This is a genomic window from Celerinatantimonas sediminis, assembly GCF_046054195.1.
Lineage (GTDB): Bacteria > Pseudomonadota > Gammaproteobacteria > Enterobacterales > Celerinatantimonadaceae > Celerinatantimonas.
Genome location: NZ_JBEQCS010000016.1, coordinates 90,837 through 109,729, shown reverse-complemented (window position 1 = coordinate 109,729; position 18,893 = coordinate 90,837). Strand labels below are relative to the sequence as shown.

At 37.0% G+C, this 18,893-nt stretch carries 13 protein-coding genes; 3 read left to right on the top strand and 10 right to left on the bottom strand.

From position 1 onward, the window contains the following. Positions 1 to 756 precede the first annotated feature (756 nt). Entirely contained in the window at positions 757 to 1,452 is a 696-nt protein-coding gene (locus ABTQ23_RS16505; RefSeq protein ID WP_408616846.1) for a hypothetical protein, read from the top strand. A gap of 271 nt (positions 1,453 to 1,723) precedes the next feature. Here ABTQ23_RS16505 and ABTQ23_RS16500 read toward each other — a convergent pair. From ABTQ23_RS16500 to ABTQ23_RS16470, 7 genes are all read right to left on the bottom strand, one after another. Next, positions 1,724 to 2,832 (bottom strand): IS3 family transposase gene (locus tag ABTQ23_RS16500; RefSeq protein ID WP_408616845.1). Its coding sequence is split into 2 segments (ribosomal slippage): positions 1,724 to 2,583 and positions 2,583 to 2,832, totalling 1,110 coding nucleotides; the frame shifts between segments, so codons are not numbered across the junction. A gap of 127 nt (positions 2,833 to 2,959) precedes the next feature. Next, positions 2,960 to 3,163 (bottom strand): hypothetical protein, encoded by a 204-nt coding sequence (locus tag ABTQ23_RS16495; protein WP_408616844.1) that lies wholly within the window; start codon positions 3,161 to 3,163, stop codon positions 2,960 to 2,962. A gap of 399 nt (positions 3,164 to 3,562) precedes the next feature. Beyond that, positions 3,563 to 9,289, bottom strand: coding sequence for an ATP-binding protein (locus ABTQ23_RS16490; protein ID WP_408616843.1), 5,727 nt, complete (start codon positions 9,287 to 9,289; stop codon positions 3,563 to 3,565). Between the two features lie 165 nt (positions 9,290 to 9,454). Then, the gene (locus ABTQ23_RS16485; protein ID WP_408616842.1) at positions 9,455 to 10,789 is read right to left on the bottom strand and encodes a hypothetical protein; all 1,335 of its coding nucleotides are present in this window, start codon (positions 10,787 to 10,789) and stop codon (positions 9,455 to 9,457) included. A gap of 124 nt (positions 10,790 to 10,913) precedes the next feature. Next, positions 10,914 to 11,510, bottom strand: coding sequence for a DUF6988 family protein (locus ABTQ23_RS16480; RefSeq protein ID WP_408616841.1), 597 nt, complete (start codon positions 11,508 to 11,510; stop codon positions 10,914 to 10,916). A 92-nt stretch (positions 11,511 to 11,602) separates the two neighbouring features. Next, complete coding sequence (locus ABTQ23_RS16475) at positions 11,603 to 12,547, bottom strand: hypothetical protein (protein WP_408616840.1); 945 nt, start codon at positions 12,545 to 12,547, stop codon at positions 11,603 to 11,605. 115 nt (positions 12,548 to 12,662) lie between these two features. Further along, a complete protein-coding gene (locus ABTQ23_RS16470) occupies positions 12,663 to 13,634 on the bottom strand; it encodes a hypothetical protein (RefSeq protein ID WP_408616839.1) in 972 nt (323 codons plus the stop codon). Positions 13,635 to 14,145: 511 nt separating this feature from the next. Between ABTQ23_RS16470 and ABTQ23_RS16465 the strand changes: the two genes are divergently transcribed. Then, a complete protein-coding gene (locus ABTQ23_RS16465; RefSeq protein ID WP_408616838.1) occupies positions 14,146 to 14,301 on the top strand; it encodes a hypothetical protein in 156 nt (51 codons plus the stop codon). A 96-nt stretch (positions 14,302 to 14,397) separates the two neighbouring features. On the opposite strand, the gene ABTQ23_RS16460 is transcribed toward ABTQ23_RS16465, so the two are convergent. Both ABTQ23_RS16460 and ABTQ23_RS16455 read right to left on the bottom strand, forming a co-directional pair. After that, positions 14,398 to 15,780, bottom strand: a complete 1,383-nt coding sequence (locus ABTQ23_RS16460; RefSeq protein ID WP_408616851.1) for a DEAD/DEAH box helicase — start codon at positions 15,778 to 15,780, stop codon at positions 14,398 to 14,400. Beyond that, a complete protein-coding gene (locus tag ABTQ23_RS16455; RefSeq protein WP_408616837.1) occupies positions 15,780 to 16,325 on the bottom strand; it encodes a VspR family transcription factor in 546 nt (181 codons plus the stop codon). Before ABTQ23_RS16455 ends, ABTQ23_RS16460 begins: the two co-directional genes overlap by 1 nt. Positions 16,326 to 16,429: 104 nt before the next feature. On the opposite strand from ABTQ23_RS16455, the gene ABTQ23_RS16450 reads away from it, so the two are divergent. Continuing rightward, the gene (locus ABTQ23_RS16450) at positions 16,430 to 16,636 is read left to right on the top strand and encodes a helix-turn-helix domain-containing protein (RefSeq protein ID WP_408616836.1); all 207 of its coding nucleotides are present in this window, start codon (positions 16,430 to 16,432) and stop codon (positions 16,634 to 16,636) included. 285 nt (positions 16,637 to 16,921) lie between these two features. Here the strand turns inward: ABTQ23_RS16450 and ABTQ23_RS16445 are convergent, their stop codons facing one another. After that, positions 16,922 to 17,911 carry a zinc-dependent alcohol dehydrogenase family protein gene (locus ABTQ23_RS16445; protein ID WP_408616835.1) on the bottom strand — a complete coding sequence of 330 codons (990 nt, stop codon included), beginning with the start codon at positions 17,909 to 17,911 and terminating at the stop codon, positions 16,922 to 16,924. Between the last annotated feature and the right edge of the window lie 982 nt (positions 17,912 to 18,893).

The following is an 18,893-nucleotide window of genomic DNA, read 5'->3' as shown; positions in this document are numbered from 1 at the left end:
CGCTCTGGCATTTTCTCTTATGTGGCTACCTATGTGGGTTGACTAATATATGTACAACAAAGATCAACACGCTCTAGCTTAAAAAGGGCATTTTTTGATAAGAATCAGCAGATTGATTAAATATTTTAGTAGAGTTAATTCAATAGTATGAGAGCAATAATGAGAAGAATCACTATTTCAGGGGTAGTTAAAAGTCATCAACCCATTTGAGAAATTACAAAGAACAAAGGGCTTCAATAACTTGTTCTTTCATTTTTATAAAGCACAATAATTTCTTTAAGGTATTAACGAAAAAAGCCAGTATCTAATTTAGATACTGGCTTTTAGAAGATGGCGCACCCTACAGGATTCGAACCAGTATATTAGGTTAATCTTTCCCAAGGATTTAATAACAAATAGGCATCCATTATATCATATTGTTTTATGAGAGAAAAATTTGATTTCAGATTAGATAACAACTTAGAACAATCAACGCACCATTGGTGCATATATATAATATTGCAGATTATAAATTTCCGGCAAAATATGGCCGCTACACAGCTTAGTTAGCTTGATGTAGGACACTATAAATTTAGCATTTTGTATAGATGAAGGCTGTGCTACTTTATTAACCATAAAATTGATACATAATGCGGATTTTTCAAAAAAGAGCTAATTAATAAATCAGTTGATTATAGATTTAAATACTATCAAAATAAAACCATAAGCCGCTATTAACGCCAGTATCTTTCTAACTTCTGTACAGGAATAGTATCCATGAAAGACAAAATACTTATCATAAGTATCTGTTTAGTTATATTAGTTCTCACCGTGATATTTGGTTGGAAAGCAATGCCTACAGAGATGGGGATTATCGTAGTTGCTGGAGCTATATTTCTATCATTCCTGAACATTGACAAGATTCAACGATTTAAAGGAGCTGGATTTGAAGCAGAGATGAGGCAAGTCGTAGAAGACGCAAATGCATCGATACATCAGCTTAGAGATGTAGCAACGACCTCAACTAAAGCAACACTAACCACATTAATAGCTTCTAGCTTTGGATTCACTAATGGAATGAATCTCAAATCGAGATTAGATCTTCACGATAAATTAATCGCAGATCTAAAAAAACTAGGAGTATCTGAACAACAAATAGAACAAGCAGATGAAATGTGGAAAAGAGGTGTTCATATGATTTTTCATCGGGGTATCGTCGCTGCCATAGAGCGTCGGGAAAAAAGTTGCATAGCAAATAAGAACTTAGAGCCTAAAATCAGGGAAGCTAGCCGTGAATTTCAGACAAAATTTCTAGACTTTGACAATTGGGTGACTGGCTCATCTGGCGAAATGAAGCAATTCATCATCGATAAACAAATCATGAATCCTGAAGTTGAAGAGTTACTAAAAGATTATTCCGAATTTGAAAAAAATGGAGTATATCGACGTAAAGGTATATTTATCCAACTTTAAAAGTTTATATGTCGCTCCAGTCTAACAGAGATGGAGCATTGGATTTTTTAAAGTTCGGGGAAATACTAACCGAACTTTCGCTTAACCAGAGCTTTATCACGGGGCTTCGTGTTTCTGTTCGCATCTTTGAACACAGCGTTTATGTCAAAGGTATAGGGATCTCTAAATTAAAAATGAGACAAATATTTGCCTAAGAACGACAAGTTGTCCACTTTCCCTAATTTATTAAAACTCCCATAAATAGTTACCGCCACTATTGTCCACTTCCCCATTAATGAGACAGTTCTAAAGTAGAGTTTTCCAGTTGTTTTCGGTAAGCCGTCGGCGACAGATTACCAAGACTTTCATGTGTTCGTTCTTCGTTGTAATCTAGCCGCCACACCCATGCCATTTCTCTCACTTGCTCCAATGATTCAAATAAATAAGCATCTAAAAATTCTCGACGAAATGACCCATTAAATCGTTCGACAAATCCGTTTTGTTGAGGCTTACCTGGTTGAATATGAACGAGTTGAATCGCCTGCTGTTCACACCAATCCGCTAATTTGCTCGAAATCAGTTCAGGGCCATTATCTACTCGCAGTTGTACCGGTAATCCTCGTTCTGCTTTGAGTTGCTCAAGTACCCGAATGACCCGCTCTGCTGGTATGGATGTATCCACTTCAATAGCCAAACATTCTCTCGTACCTTCATCAACAACATTCAGTGTTCGGAAACGTTTCCCGCAGTACAACCCATCGTGCATAAAATCTAATGCCCACTGATAATCGGCCTTGGCTTCAACGTGTAATGGATGGGCTATGCGCTTCGGTAACACTCGTTTGACCCGCCGTTTCAGGTTTAATCCCATTCGGCAATAGACCCGATGGACTCGCTTATGATTAAACGGATAGCCCTTGTATCGGAGTCGGCCAAAACACTTCCAGAAGCCAGCTCGGGGCGACTTGTTGAGTTCTGCATGTAGCGCATCAATCACAGCCGCATCTTTTTGTCGCCAATCTATGATTGCCCTGTAATAACTTGAACGACTGAGCTCAACCAATGCGCACATCTTAAAAATGCTGACGCCGGCGTTAACCAGTAATTGGGCACAATGGCGCTTCTCTGCAATCACCAACCCTTTTTTGCGAAGAGCTCCTTCATGGCCTTATTTTCCAGACTCACTTCAGCAAATAATTGTTTCAGCTTGGTATTTTCATCTTCTAACTCTTTGACTCGTCGCAGTTCTGATGCATCCATTCCGCCGTATTTTGATTTCCATTTGTAATAAGTGGCGGAACTCATACCATGTTTACGACAAATGTCTTCCACTTTCATCCCCGCATCCGCTTCTTTAAGAATATTGACGATCTGAGTTTCAGTAAATCGTGATTGTTTCATGGTTCTCTCCTACATCTATTAGTGTAGAAAACTCCATTTAAATTTGTCTCAGTTTAGGGGAAGTGGACACTATCACTGAGTCACAGACGGATCAACATAGGCGGAACACCTTTGTATCCAAACGCCGTTATTGAGGTTCAGAACCCTTTAACTGATATTGCAGCATCGCCAGTGCAATGCGCTTATTAAGATACTGTGATGGTGCGGATGTTGACTCAGTCGCGATATTTGAAGGAATATGTTTAACTCGAACACCCACATTAGCCCCCGCATAACGAGTCTGAGGTGACGGGATTATAGTGGTTTCGATATCGTTTTCAGAAAAGCTCATTTTTGCTTATTCTCGAAATATGAAAAGATAGGCTCTTTTATAAATCTCAAGCCCACTACATTAGTTATGTGCACTGTAACTCACATCTAGCGAATAGCAAACAATAATATTTGAGCCAAAGCTATGCACTGAATACCCCGCCTTCAAGACTGATCATAGAAGAGAGACCTTTCCGGATCATAAACAACTAGTTGAAAAACTGAAAATTTTTGGAAAAACTAAGTTAGATATTTAGCACTATACCTATCTGGTTCTGATTGGTATTGGTAATACGATTCCATTACTGTACTTTCGGTTCTACCGTAAAAACGAATTGTACTTGCACGTAGTTTTGTTAAGAGCTCAATAAGCACTTGAGGCCATTCCTAACCAATAAACGACACGAATATAATATATGAATCATACTGGCAAAATGGCAAACGTTTTAATTGGTTCATCATTGCCGCTAAAATTACGTTTGTCAATACAAGTCATTTCGGCAGCGAGATAGAATTTTCCGCCCGTCTCTACTTTAAACTTTTCAAAAAAATATTTGGAAACTGTAAAATAAGTTCCAAGAGGTGTGCCTATACATCTATGATAGACTGGATACCATTGGTTAACCCAGTATTTCCAAGTGCCATTACTTATACTGCCACAAAAATATTCTACACTGAACTCGCTTTGACTAACGGAGGGAATTAGCACATTTCCTACAGCATAAGCAGGTTTAAAATAACCTCTTGAAAGCCAATCAATTTCCCACCGGCCAAAGTTGTAAGGCAAAGTCCATTTGGCTAAAGGGAATATACCATCCTCCACATTCCGTGCATGATTTAAAGAATCAAATATCATCTTTGGGTCATCAATTTCAGAGTTTTTAAGAGAAACCAGAATAACGTTTAGATCAACACATACGCCAGAGTGCTTTCTTAACACTGGACCATTAGCACGCAATAATATTTCATCTGTAGAAGCGAGAAAATTTTCTAAATATTGCTCAAGTTCTTTCTGTCCGGGCAAAAAGTCATCATTGTTAAGATCAGTCAATACTGGCCAATGTTCTGGAGGACTAGATGGCTTTTGATTTACAGCAATAGGGCCGAATGGTAATACCTCTTGAGCATATGATAAGCAAACCTCTGCGGGAATGAAATTATGATCTATAGCATAAGCTAATGTTCTGATATAGGCAGATAAAATAGATGCTTCTGCACGCCATGAAAAACTACAGGAAATTTTGTCTTGAGAATAAAACTGGTCAGAAAAATTGTAAGGTTTAAAAATATAACAAAAACACCTTTCATGGATTTCCTCCCATTCTAGAAGAAAATGTCTCACCAGTTGGATTTGATACTCTTTCTCTAACTCCTCGATAACACCAATATATCTTAATGCAAGACCATTGGAATACTTATCATATTTTCCCTTGTTCGGAATTAATTCATCTGGAAATTCAGAATATAACGTTGACAATTTCTGTCGTTCTTTACTTTCAAAACCCAGCGAGAGCAGAAGTTCATCGGAAATAAGCGAAGAATGATGTATGCATTGGGCTAAATCATCTTTGGTAAAGGGGACTGAATCCACAAGCAATAAAACAGAGAGATAATCAATGATATCAATCTCATATGGTTGCATTGCCAAAAAATCTAGATATAGAGCACGAAATTCTATATTGGAATCGTCCTGTAAAAGGGTTGCTATCTGTTTTGCAGTTAGAAGTCTAGCGTATCGGTCAGGCCACTTGAAATGCAAAAGGATTAGATGCAGTGGAACGCTTTGAAGTGAAACAGGATTATCATACCAGTACAGTTTGGTCAGAGGAAGGTGCGCTATATCTCCCTCTAGGCTGGAAACCATAACTTCAGTCATCTCAGTCGCCAAGACAACCTGTCCAGCTGATACTAAATAAGTTATAAGCTGAGTAGATGGTACAATTATGTTCTCATCACTCGGCAAGCAGGAAGATCCTGAAACCATTGTGTCGCGGAGAAGGTTTTCCCATTGATTACTGTATGTATCGCCATAATCCTTTAAGGCCTCTTCTGATCCAGAAGAGAAATATCGATCCCAGCAATTGTTTAGCTTAATATTCCTGACAGCCCATTTATAAGCTACTGTCTTCCCTTCAATTTTTTTACTTAGTAAGAAAATATTATGTATACATCTATCTAATTCATAGTCTGAATCATTTTGGTCATAATAATCGCTAAAAGATGTGAGAATACATCTCGCTTGACCTTGCTCATCCCAATAGGAAATCCAATCCGAAATAAACTTTTTACGAAACTGATATGAAATCGAATGTAAGGCTTCTCTAAAATCAGAGAGGTCAGATGGATGCAGAGTGGATACGTCAGGGTAGTCGATACTAATATCTTCCGTACTAGAGAGGCTCTCATTTGGTTGTGTGTGGATCCCTCCCAGGACTTTACATTGCTCCTCATAAATATCTTTAAGGATATCACTATCTTTGCTTCTTTCATCTAATGCTCTCATCGCATTAGTTGTTGTCATACACTTCAAAAAGGAATGTTCTGGTTGCGTAGTCAGGGGAAATGACCTAACGAAATTTTCTAGGATAAGATGTGTTCTATGCCAATTTTCTTCCGATAGGTGATAGTCAAATTCATCTACAAGACGTTCGGGGATGTGTTTTGCCAATAATTTAGTGAACCATTCAGGAATATGTTGAATTTCTCTTTCAGAGAAATCAAAGACATCAGTTGTAAAAGTGGCTACTCGTTTTAGCCATTCAGATACTTTAGGGGAGTTATAATCAGAGCATTCTTGTATAGCTTCAAAAACCTCATGTAGAGTAGTATCCTTTCTATATCCGTATCCGACTATATTGAGTGCGGTACGCTCAAGGAACTTTCTAGCTTCGCTATGAAGGCCAAAACTGGTTGCCAATTTTGCTAGCTCAAGACTGTCGTTAGCGAGCATTGAGGTATCATCTCTGCGTAGTTTTTCTGCTTCGAAAATATTGGAGAACTCTTGCGAAATCGATTCATTAGGGAAGTTTAGAATTGCATTCTGAGATGCAATATCTAAAAAGGCTCTTGGATCCCACCAGGCGCTCTTTGAAAGAATATCAAGTTCATCTTTATCAAAATTTGAAAATGCATCAATCGAGTTGTATAAAATATTTAGGTGGATGGCTATTTGGGCTATAGATTTCCGAATGCTATATAAGACAGAATCAATTTTATATCCCATCAATAATTTGTCGGGTTGTTTGAGGATGGTAAAGAAATTATACAAATCTAAGATCTCGAATTTGCCTCTTTCCTTAAAGATTTTTGCAATTTTTAAGGAGGCAAACTGGAAGGTTAGCCAAGCGTTTTTAAGGAACTCCTGGATATTCTTTGGTTCGAATAGTTGTGGAGTATCAATTCTATCTATTATCTCAAAGTTTGAGATAAGTGTTCTAAAGAAGTATTCATAAAAAGGTAAATAGTGAGTATCTTCAAACTCAACTGGGCACTCAATATTGTCAAGCGGCTCTATCTGGACAGCTTTTCCTACTAATAACTGGTAAAGCAAATATATACTTGAATCAGTACTGCTAAAGAAGGTATCCCCCCCATCGGGATTTATGCCTTCAATGCTTAAGGCTAAAAAAACCTGACTTCGGACAAATGAAGCAATGTCATCTGGAATATCAAATCGAGACAGATCAACTAGTAAATGTCTATGCCCATATTTAATGAGCAGCTCAACAATTTTTGTGAAATATAAAGTTTTGTCATTAAGCCTTTCATAAAAATTATTTATAACATCTAAATCAGGATTATTATAACTAACGATAGTATGGAGATAGTCATCTACAAGGCTGTTTAATGTTTGGTAGTGATTAGAGTCGTCTAACCGAGCATAAAATCGAATTCTACGATAGATTTCGTTAGCACATCCATCAACAATTCTTTCATTCCTACTTTGAAAATGCTTTGCAACAACAACTATCTCATTATCTGGGATAATTCTCAGATTGTCCGCTCGCCAAAGAAGGCCGAAATCATCATGTGAGATGCTTAATGAACAATCTAGAAAATCGCTGAAATTCTGTATTTGAAAATCCAGACCATTTAATAATCTTGTTTTTAAAATGCGCAGCCTTAATAACTCCGGATACTGTTTTTGATCAAATGCTACATGTTCGGCAACGCTGATAATGTGTTCTATATGCTCTAATGGATAACCATTGCAAAGAGATTGGACAAGCCACTCTCTATTTATTCCTTTAAATAGAGGGATTGTGTTTCCTAGATTGGCTTCAATAATCCATTTCCACCCCCATACCCAATACTCTGGAGCATTTGTATCTATCCACTCTTTAGAAATTTTATTTAGCCTATCTCTTGACTGAAGAAAGGTGTCTTTACGTCTTAGGTATACAAATAGGCTTTCATGGAATGGATATATCCCACTTAATCTTTGTTCTATCAAGTGTTGAATTTCAGAAAAACTGCCTTGGAAGATGAGGCTATCATTCAAACAATAACTTAGGTGCGTTTTGTCTGGCCATGAAAAATCCGCGTTCGCAATCAGAAGAAGAATTTCTTTTGCTCCTTCTGATAGGGATACCCATAAATTCTCGTAATATTCGTAAATGTTGCCATCAGGACATGTAGGGAGCCGCTCTATATCATACTTACTAATATTCTTATTTGCTAACTGCAAACTATTTAAAGAGTAAATAATATGAAGGGGATATCCATGTGAAATATCGAGTAGAGTCTGTGAAATTTCTGCTATTTCGCTATTCTGGTGCTCATCATCGCCCACTACTTTGATTTCTTTCTTTGATACAACGAAATCAAGCCTAGACTTTATGGCATCAAGGCCCATATAGGGCATATAAATCCATGAACTTTCTCTTGGCGCAGATCGTAACAGAGAATTGGGAAGATACTCATCACTGATTGGCTGCGTTCCAAACAGCAAACAAATCTTATTTTTAAAAGGAGTTATCCGATTAACTAAATGTTCAAGTTGGCTTATATCCGACCTTTCACGATAAACATGATCTAATCCATCAATTATGATAACTAGTGTTTGGTTACCTTCCGTTGCCTTATCTGCTGCTTTACTAATCCACGATTCAAATTTCTGTGGGTCAAGTTTATCGCTATCAAAGTCATTGGGATAGAGTCTTTTGAGCTGACTTTGTAATGACTGAGCCGCATTATTAAAGACAATTCTATCCCCAATAAATTGAGGAGATAAATAGTAATGATGTCGAATTACTGGCGTTTTTGATTCTATTAATTGGTCAGTTAAAAACGATAGAAAGGTACTTTTCCCCATTCCCGGTAATCCAGAAATAACATGACAACCTGGGCTAGAAATTTTTTTTATAACCTTATGATAAAATTCATCTGTTGGTGGTCTATAGCCACCAGGTACTTCAAAAAATTGAGAAATAGTCCTCGTAGCGACAAGCGATAAAATTTCATGTATATGCTTAAGACATATTCTTCCGTCAGGTGCCGGTTCATCTTTTCGTGAAGCCCAGCGCTCAACAGATTTTAATAACTGAAGCCAACTTTCGTTGTTAGCATGGTCTGGCACAAGCGAATCATGTAATTGCAACTCTAAATCGTCAATTTTTCTTTGGCTGTGTTCAAAGATCAGGATTGAGAAAAAAGCTATAGCTTTTTCTTCGCTGCCAAGCTGATCAGAAACCTTTAACTTGAAATCATCTGGAATTAGGCTGTATTCAACTTTATTGTCTTTTAGACAACTTGATAGAACTTGGTCAGGTATTCTATTTGTAATTAGTTTGGCTATGGATATCCCGCTGGAAGATCCGAATTTCTCAATGTCCGTTGACCATTTTTCGATAAGAGATGTACCCTTACCCTGTTTCTTAAGTAGCCAATCGAAATCTAAATGCAAATCATCACGTTCAGAATCAATTGTGAATTTGACTTGATAAAGTTCATATTTCCCATCGGCTGTATAACAAATGACATCATCAAGGCTTTTAACGTTACTAAGCTCTTGACTACCCTCTATGCTCATCCATTGGTATTTCTCTGGGTTATGAAACCAATTTATCAACATGCGAATACACATAAGGTCTTGGTATGTATACCCAACGCGTGTTAATTGTGATGGCTTAATTTTTGAAGATGTCACCAAAAGTAATTCCTATTTATAAGTTCAACCACCAACTCCTGCAAAATGCGCAAATTTTAAGTATTTCAGCGTTTGTGATTGCAAGATGAACATCTTTAGCCATATAGCACATTGTATCTGAACGAATGACTAAAGCATCCCATTTGAATTCGACACTTGCTCTTGTTAAGTTTCTTTTACACGATATAGAGTTCGCCCGTATATTGGGTAATATACTGGCTTGATTGAGCTAAACTGCTCACCATCAAAGAATACATGTGCAACGTTGGGAAACAATTCATGCTCTAAAGGATGTAAAGCATTAGGATTATGATAGATCGTTATTGAATCACGCCAATACTCCTCGTAATGCCCATCAGTAACTTCAAACTCAAAATCTACCGGAATATGATTATTTAAATGGAAACATTGCCCAACAAATTTAACATCTAGATCCCTTCGACCAAATTCAGCCAAATATCCCATTCTCAAAAATTTTCCAATTGTGGCTTGATTGGAATGTATAATAGCACTAATGTTTTTAGCATCGTCTAATTCAAAATAGTTCGATGGAATAACTTTTTCATTCCACCTATGTTCTGCTATTTGAGTGACTTCTTGAATAATTTTACCGTGTTCATCGAGGTGGTATCGTCTTTCGGCACCATACAAATATCTTTCCAATGCACTCCGTGACCACATCATGGAATCTTTTTGATGAAAATCATGAATAGCAATCAGTAATGAATTACCTTTAACGTGTGTTTTTTCCCAATACTTTTTATTTAATTTCGAAAACAGAGGACTGCCATATTTTATGGGCATATAATCTTTCAGAAGTCTTTCAATCTCTTCATGAGTTGTTGGCTCTGGTTCATTATCTACATGTTGGCTTGGATTAACTGTTACGGCTTCGACACAAACACGAACTCCCCTTTTTTCGACAACATAATCCGGGGCGTTAAACTCTCGATTAATCATAAAGTCTGCTTCATGAAAAAAAGCATATAAGTATAATTCCCACATTCTTGAATTAAACCCTGAACTCTGAAATTGTTCAATATAGTTGCCATCAGGGTCTTCGAATGAATATGCTATTTCCGCGATCAACTCTTTAGCTGGACTAAAAAGATCACATTCAGTCAATAGTTTATAGTCATCAAGCATCGGTTCTTTTTTTTCAATGTATTCAAAAATAAGGTGCTTTTCCCGAGTAATAACACCTTGTGGAAATTCCTCGACACCATCTTGAGAATAATAGTCCATTTTTTCCAATAATATAGACCTAGCATCAGATATTTCTAAAACGCTATGCTCCTGATCTATATACCTAAAAACTCCAGCTTCATCTCTTCCTAACACAATAGCGACATAGTCGTGGTCAATTTTATCCAACAAAATTGTACCTAAAACTGCATTATTGTCATTTGAATACCACTCGATATCTTTAGAAAACAACTTAACGAATGGGATTCGAGCATAACTCAAGGCCTCAAAGCGAGCTTTCGAAATTTGTCTCAAATATCCTCCTAGAAACTTAACGCCGCGAAAAACGGTGAAAAACGCCGACCACAGAACATAACCCGTTGTACCTTAGATACTTAACCTGAATGGAACTGAAATCACCAAGCGTTGCGAATCCGTCTTAAACACCTTGTAAAATTTCAGATTTCGACCAAAGCTGTATTAGTTTCTCTACAACTCCTTGCTCGTCAGCGATTAATGCAATACTTAGATTAGATAGGTAAGACAAATAGCAAACTTCAGACATAATTGCCATTGTATCTGACGGTGACAGTTTCATTGTCATGACTTTCCCATCAAACCTATTGGCAGTTTGGTAACTTAACCCATGCGTAAAGCTACTCATAATTCCATAGTTTTTACCCAAGTACCGTTTCCTAAAGAATGAGTCGTTTTCAAGCTTGTTATCCAGATTTTTTACCATTGACTCCAAGCTTGGCCATGAACCATCTTTTACGGCATATAGCTCAGCCGATTCTCGTGTTTCTACACAATGAAAAACCCACATACCCCTGATGACAGACTCAATACAAGGGCGAACTAGAGCTAAAGCAGAAGCATATAGCTTTAAGTTTATCAAATGTGCAATAGACCTAGTATGATCGTTTGCTAAATCGAACAGCGAAATAGCTAAAGCGCCCTGCGAGTCTGTATTTATTCCAGAAATAGCTCCTAACTTAGAAGCTAATTTAATGAAATCAAATTGATTCTGTTTCATAACGACCTTTGAAATTTAACGCCGCATTAAGGTGTAAGCGACGCTTGGCTATACTTAAGCGAAGCGAAAACGCCAAGCGTCGCGAATCACTCTTAAATGCTGTATGGGAAATTGCACGATACTCTTTTCCCAAAACAGACATAATCTCCGTTGTCGAACAATAATACTTCGACGTGATCTTCATTATCGCCTATATAGCAATATAGGCCTTTATAATCGATACCATCATAGGTGACATCTACCTGTCCAAACCAGACACGATTATAAACGATTGACCATGAAGAGTTTAAACGTCGTATTTGTTCTGGATTATGGATTGTGACGGTATTTTTTATAGGTTTATCAATATTTCTGATGATGAAAAGCTCCTGCATAAAGAAGTCTAAGCTTCTGTAATCTAGATCTTCAAGGTAGTTCGCAATAGCACAAATAGCAAAGACATCAAGTGTTGATGATCCCGTCAGCTCATAGAAATCGTCGTATAATGCAGTTACTAAATTTAAATCAGGGAAAGAGTCATACTTTTTCCACATTTCAAATATTATTTCTTTTAGCTCCATATTTTCAAATTCGACATAACTTTGACGTAACATAGGAGCGTTGTTTAATAGTTCTTCTATAATTTTTATATGAGAGCTGGCATCAAAACGATGTTGTTCAAAGTAGTTATGACTTTTAAAACCTTTAGGTATACTTAATATATACTTTCCATTACTTTCATTCCATTTTTTGATGTCTTCACTAAAAAATATATAAAAATAATCATCTAAATCACCGTCAACTTCCAAATACAAAAAGCAAACAAAGTTTGAGACGACATATTCAGCAGGTATTGATACGTTGCTAGGCTTTTCAGTCAGGTTACGACCTTTGGATTGAATAATGACCTGTTTTGCTATGTGCTTATTTAAAGGATTTAGTAGCACCAGATCCGCACCATCGGTGTCATAGTTTGGTTTTAAGTACTTAATTTTTGCTTTTGATAGCCTCGTTTTAATGTAATTTTCAGCTAACTCTTCCAATGGTTTGTTATCCATTATTTCCTTCTAACTTTTTGTACATATAACGCTGAGCACGGTTGCAAAAATACATGGCGCTACATTTTGGGAACCAAAATTCGTGACATGTATTTTTGTCAATTGATGCGACTTGTTAGCTGCGTATTTTAGATTCCACCAATGCTATAACTTCACTATTATCCTTAACTTGAAGAATTTCTTCTCGTAAATTCTCTAGATTTTCTAAATCTGACAATGTTTTACTAAACGATTCTATCAATTTTATTCTGTTACTATCTTTGGTATATTGAGGTACATTCATCGAAATCTTTATAGTATTATGGTAATAATCTTCTATTTCTAAATTGTATCTTTTAAAAAAATTAATAACATCCAGAGCAGACTTAAATCGTCGATCGTATTTAACTAGATCTTCCAACTCAAATACATCATAAGACTTATCTAGCAAATAAAGAGCATACACTGAACCACTCATTGATAGACGGTTAACTCCTTCATGGTCAACAGTACTCTTAACTAATAGCTGCTCATATACATCTGTTAGCTGTTCTCTAAGGCTGATAATTTTCCCTATAATTACAGTGTCTTTTGAAAAACTTTCCTTATACTTCAAAAATGAAACCAATATATATATAAACAGAACATTCACGTAAGCAGAAAGAGAGCCAACAAATAAATTAATGTCTAATGAGTCTATTTTTTTAATATCTAAATTTTGAATGTAATTTCTTGTTCTATTTTCAAAAATTGCAGACACTTGTAAAGATTCAGTTAGCAACTCGGATAAATGATCACCATGGTTTATATAAGAATCGAAGAAGTCCAGTATAATATTATACCGTTCTTGCATATCGCTAAAACTTTGCAACTCTCTACTTTGCTTTATTTTTTCATATACAGGTGTTAGATCTGCTTGATATATAACTGTATTGTTTACTTGAAGAAATGTTGTCGGGAAAGAATTAGAGATAGATAATCTACTCGACTTTACTTTTACCGTTTCACCATTAGACACATTCCTAATTAGTGTTCCTTCTTCTCGAAATTCACCACTATTGATTTTTTCATCAATTTGAAAATCTGTTAAATGTTGGTACTTTCCCATTACACCTCCCCTTCCACTACATTAAACCTAATGTATAGTATTTTCCGATCAGCAGCTAACATATTTATATTGTGCACACTCAAAAACTGCCTGCACACTTTTATCCTAAATTTCTATAATAACTATTATATCAGATAGATACATGCGGCTACTTAAATACACCTAATAATAAAGTGTGCGTGCACAATAACTTCCCGAAGATATCTCATAACAGTCTGATTTTATAGACTTTATGCATCAAAATAAATAACAAAAAACTCTAGTTTGCTTCGCTTAGAGTAATAGCACTGTTAATATGTACATACTTCTCTATTATGCCGTTTAGCTAGTTGGGTGAATGCTCTTGACGATAATCAGCAATCGAATATGGCTAGTTTCCCAGACTAGATGATTTCGGAGCATTTCTGATGTGTCAAATCACCATGAGTAAACATATCCAACTCAAAAGATAATCACATCGATAGTTGCTATAATGGCAGGACTTTACTCTTACTTATATTGAACAATTTCTATGGAAGATCTTGATTACAGCGAACAGTGCAATGAGCAAAAACAGCATGATGATGAAGCATTAGCGCTGTTGAAATTTATTGCCATAGGCATGAAAACCATCGCTGAGAATCCTCAATCGTTTGAAAACGTAAAAGTTTTTGTGTCAGAACTTTAAACCTCTATGTTTTAGTGCTCAGCCATATATAACTAAAATTGGTTCTTCCAATACTTAAATATCTGGCAGCTGATACGCTTGGGTTGTTTTTGTCCATTACAAAGAACAAAAGGCTTCAATAACTTGTTCTTTAAAATACCCAAAAGAAAGTGATACCTGCGTGAATTTCGGTGTACGGCCCAAATCACCATCCCAATCCAGTTCTGAGTCACTCGCACGGTCTTGACTTGGCTTTTCCCCAAAGCGAGTTGTAGCTATTTGCAATTGTTCGATTTCGCCTTCATTTGAAGGACCAACAAAAGGTTGTGATGAGTTGATATAGAGGCAAGAATCAGGGATATCATTTTCTATCGATTGAGCAAATTGAACTAAGTTTTCTTCAGCTAAAGTATATAGCCATGCCTGTTGATTACTTGCATCAGTGATGCGTAATATTCGACCTAAGACCTGCCGAAAAAACAACTCTGTCAGTATATTAGAAAGATGGCAGCAAACCTGTAGCCTTGGAATATCGGTCCCCTCTGCGATCATCCCAATGCTGATAATCCATTTGGACTTCCCACGTCTGAACCGTTCAATCATCGATTGAGCATTTGGATCCTGATGTGAAACCAAAATACTTGATTGACCAAAAGTATTGCTCAAAATATTTTGAATTTTTCGAGCATGAGCTATTGATAAAGCAACAACAAGTCCAGCGGCATGAGGATTGTCTTGTCTAATCAAATCCAGTCGTTCTGTTGCTAACGATAGAGTGTGAATGAGAGCGTTTTCGTTATTTAATATAGAGGAATAACTGATCTTCTCTTCACTACGCAGAGCCTGTATAGATGTGTAATATTTGTTTTTGTCTTCAATAGTTAATTCAAGTTGTTCATTATCAACTAGTACAATTTTAGGTTTCCGACATACTTTGTCTAACACTGCATGTTTGAGGGAATATTGATAATCGCACAGAACTCTACCCTCAGGAGAACTATAAGATAATAGAGTGATCGGAAGCTTATCCGAGCGCCATGGTGTTCCTGTTAATGCTAAAGTATATTGTGCCAATGTTTGGAGTTTTAGAATTATTTGTTCACCCCAGGCATTGGCCTGAGTCAGTTTATCTCCAGCACAATGATGGATCTCATCAAAAACAACTAACACTCTATATTTTGATAACGTTCGCCAAAATTGCTCATCTATATATTGAATAGACTGGTAAGTTAATGAGACACCTCTCGCACCAATTTTACCATCGAATGTGCAATGTAAAATCCGAGAAAAAGTTTCAGTAAAACCTTTAGCTATATTTACGGATGGAGATAAGCAGAGGATAAGGTCAATCATGTTAGCATCGATTAGATTTTTACCGACATAAGCAGCCATCACTGTTTTACCGGCACCAGGTGTTGCCTGACCTAAAAAATGTTTTCCTCCACAACGATATTTCTCAAGAGCTTTGTCTATACATTGACTCTGCCAGGTCCTGAGCATCAAGAGCTTTCCTTTTGTAACTGTTCAATAGATTTAGTCAACGCTGAGATTTGTCCTGTTAAAGTGACCGACTGATGAGTTGATTGCTCATATAACGCTTTTATTGACCGGTTGAGCCGAGGGAAATCAGCCATAATGGAATTAAGCTCATTTATTTCAGCAACCAAAATAGCTAGCTCAGCATTAAGATGAAGCTTCTTCTTCAGCAATTGATTAAGGTCGTTTTTTAGTCCCTCATTTTTTTTAAAATCCCCAGTAACAAGTGAGTCTTTATCGCGTTTTTTGAGTTTTTGAGATTCGATATGTGAGAATAATTTCGTCTTTTTAAATACTCGCCCACGATGTTTCCCCGAGCTAACCAAAACGCCCTGTTGAACTAACATCTCTAAATGTCTGGATACAAATACGCGTACAGTCGCTTTATTTTTCCCCTTCATGGAACTTGCTAAAAGAACATCTCGTATCTGAGGAATGTTGAACTCATCAATATTTGGATTACTAAGGACATCTAAAATGTCTGGGTGAACATCTATAGCAAGTGACACGACAAGCCTCTTATCTGCGAAAGATTTAGAAAAATACGGATTATAGTCCGTGGATGTATATGCATCAAGATTAGATAGTTTTTCTTTTAATACTTGCGATTGAAATGAAAGATTTAGCGAAAAAATTTGGGCAAAATGTTCGTTTAGAGCGAAAAAAGAAAAATATTTCACAAGATAAATTAGCATTAGCAGCAGATATTGATCGCAGCTATGTGGGTAGAATCGAACGGGGAGAAGTAAATATTACATTGGAAAAAGCATATCAGCTTTCAGATGTTCTGGAATGTGACATCCGAGAATTGCTTCCATAGGTCTCATCAATCAACACTACTTCACTAGATAATCTTGAACTATCGACAAAATAATAGAGTCTGAACAATAAGCGATATTTTGAACCATTCGTTGAAGTTTCCCCCCCTCAAAGAGGTCTCAGGAAAGTGTAGCCTTTCCGCCCATCTGCGCTTTTTATACCCTAAAGAGTTTAACGTAAGTATTTGGCTAGGAACGATGATTCGAGATGAGACAGATCCAAATAGTCAACGACAAACTACACTGACGACTTTGCAATAATTTTTCTCAAGACGAGATAGCCCCCTCTACATCGGGGTCAATATGATTTTTCCATGTAAGGTCGTTGATTTAGACTCGATTAGCGCGATAGCAGATTGAACTTGTTCCAATGGAATACAGCGTTCAACATCTAGTTGTATTTTATTGGTGATGAAATGGTCTAACATCATCGAAAACTTTTCGCGCCTGACATCTTTACTAACCGAGTTCTCCCAGTAGCGTAAGAAAAATGTACTGAAGTCAATGTTCTGTTTCTTGGTGTGCTCAAAGAAGCGAGGCTCATAAAACTCCAGAGAAAGCGTTCCATAGTTGATATACCGCCCATTATCGCTGATGGTAAGAATCAGCTCAGTTCCTGCTTTGCCTCCAATGGCGTCGAATGCGATATTGGGGTTAGGTAAATCAAGGTTCTGTATTTGAGCTAGTAGGTTTACTTTTGCATCTAGTACATGGTTTGAAGCGTATGGATAATTTTCAGGCTTCGATGTTACGACAATTAGAGTGAACCCTAGCGATGTAGATAGCTGTGCAAAAATTTTACCTATTGCAGAATTTCCAGCGTTGATAATCAGTACATCTTCGTTCTTCAATTGAGCAATTTCGGTGGTTAAAACCCACGCTGTTAGCGCATTTATATATAACTGGCACGCATAACCGCTGTCCAGATTCGGCGGAATGACGAAGAGGTTATCTGGTGATACATCTAAATATTGCTGCCAAGTGCCGCTTGTAGCCACAACGACGCTTTGCCCTATGCTAAATTTTGCGTGGTTGGAGTCAATGACTTGCCCTACAGCTTCAAATCCGGGTACTCTGGGGGGCTGATGGCTATGCCTGTATTGACCTACGCCATGAATAGACAACAAGTCGCTAGGATTTATATTAGTTGCTTCGATTTTTACTCTGATTTTATCTTTTTCAAGCGAATCCAAAGATACTTGTTCAATTGCCAATGAATCTTTCGGTTGACCGAAACAGAGCTGATAAATTCTTGTGTTTGTAGTTGCGTTAGGCATAAATAGGCTTTTGGTCGATAAATTATTCAAGTATCAGACGTTATGCTGGCATTTTTATCATAAATGTCCAGCTTTATGCCGACTCACCTTTGTCCCATTTTGCGTTTGGGATTGTTTGGTTACAGTGAAAGCTTGAATCGCCACTGATTTCCTAGGCACCTATTAGTTAGATAAACTAGCTAAAAAAAGAGGTGTCCATAAGCCATAAACGTTACCCATGGAACTTTCTTCAAGTCGTGATTTTTGCTCTCTACTGATGAATAACCTATTTCATAACTCAAAATTTTAAAAGTAACTAATGGATCTTGTGGTTTTAGCATAAATCTGCTCCGCATTGTCCGCTGTTCGCGAACAATGCGGAGCAGACGGACGGGGTTTTGCAAGTAGCTCGCGGTAATTAGATAAAAATAAATGTTAAACCTGATGAACTAAAATGTTTCGTAAAATTCGGTAAAGTATGGAAAGTAAGGAGTGAACGGTCGACATGAAGCATCAGCTCTAACTGATTTTGGGGCACCTTTTATTTAGCTGCCTTACGTACCAAGTTAATAGACAGAAACGTCTTAGAACTAATTCTCTACAGCGTTTCTGCCCGGTTAGGAAAAGTATGTTGATTTCTTGAATATTGGTTACACGTTTTGGTAGATGTCATGTAGGTACTCTGATTCAGTGTCATTTATCAGTGAATCTCCGATAGTTGTAAGGCATGTTAATTTGGTCAACTGGATATTCATCAAACTATCGTCGCTACAAACTATTGACCTGACACCATCAAGCATACAAAGCATACCGAAAACCGCCTCTTTGACAGCATCCTCGATAAGACTCTGATAACGCTCGCCCACTTGGAAGCAATGATTTAAACCAATTCGATTGTTCGAGTAAACCCTTATCGGGAGATCTACTGACGAAAATTCAACAACTTCTTTGATGCCTTTAACAAATTCAACTTTATCCAAAGTCCCTCAGAAACGTAAAGTTC

Coding starts and splice junctions, on each gene's coding strand:
- ABTQ23_RS16480 (WP_408616841.1), bottom strand. CDS start 11,510: ATGAAACAGAATCAATTTGATTTCATTAAATTAGCTTCTAAGTTAGGA.
- ABTQ23_RS16505 (WP_408616846.1), top strand. CDS start 757: ATGAAAGACAAAATACTTATCATAAGTATCTGTTTAGTTATATTAGTT.
- ABTQ23_RS16495 (WP_408616844.1), bottom strand. CDS start 3,163: ATGAGCTTTTCTGAAAACGATATCGAAACCACTATAATCCCGTCACCT.
- ABTQ23_RS16460 (WP_408616851.1), bottom strand. CDS start 15,780: ATGCTCAGGACCTGGCAGAGTCAATGTATAGACAAAGCTCTTGAGAAA.
- ABTQ23_RS16475 (WP_408616840.1), bottom strand. CDS start 12,547: ATGGATAACAAACCATTGGAAGAGTTAGCTGAAAATTACATTAAAACG.
- ABTQ23_RS16465 (WP_408616838.1), top strand. CDS start 14,146: ATGGAAGATCTTGATTACAGCGAACAGTGCAATGAGCAAAAACAGCAT.
- ABTQ23_RS16445 (WP_408616835.1), bottom strand. CDS start 17,911: ATGCCTAACGCAACTACAAACACAAGAATTTATCAGCTCTGTTTCGGT.
- ABTQ23_RS16470 (WP_408616839.1), bottom strand. CDS start 13,634: ATGGGAAAGTACCAACATTTAACAGATTTTCAAATTGATGAAAAAATC.
- ABTQ23_RS16450 (WP_408616836.1), top strand. CDS start 16,430: ATGAAAGATTTAGCGAAAAAATTTGGGCAAAATGTTCGTTTAGAGCGA.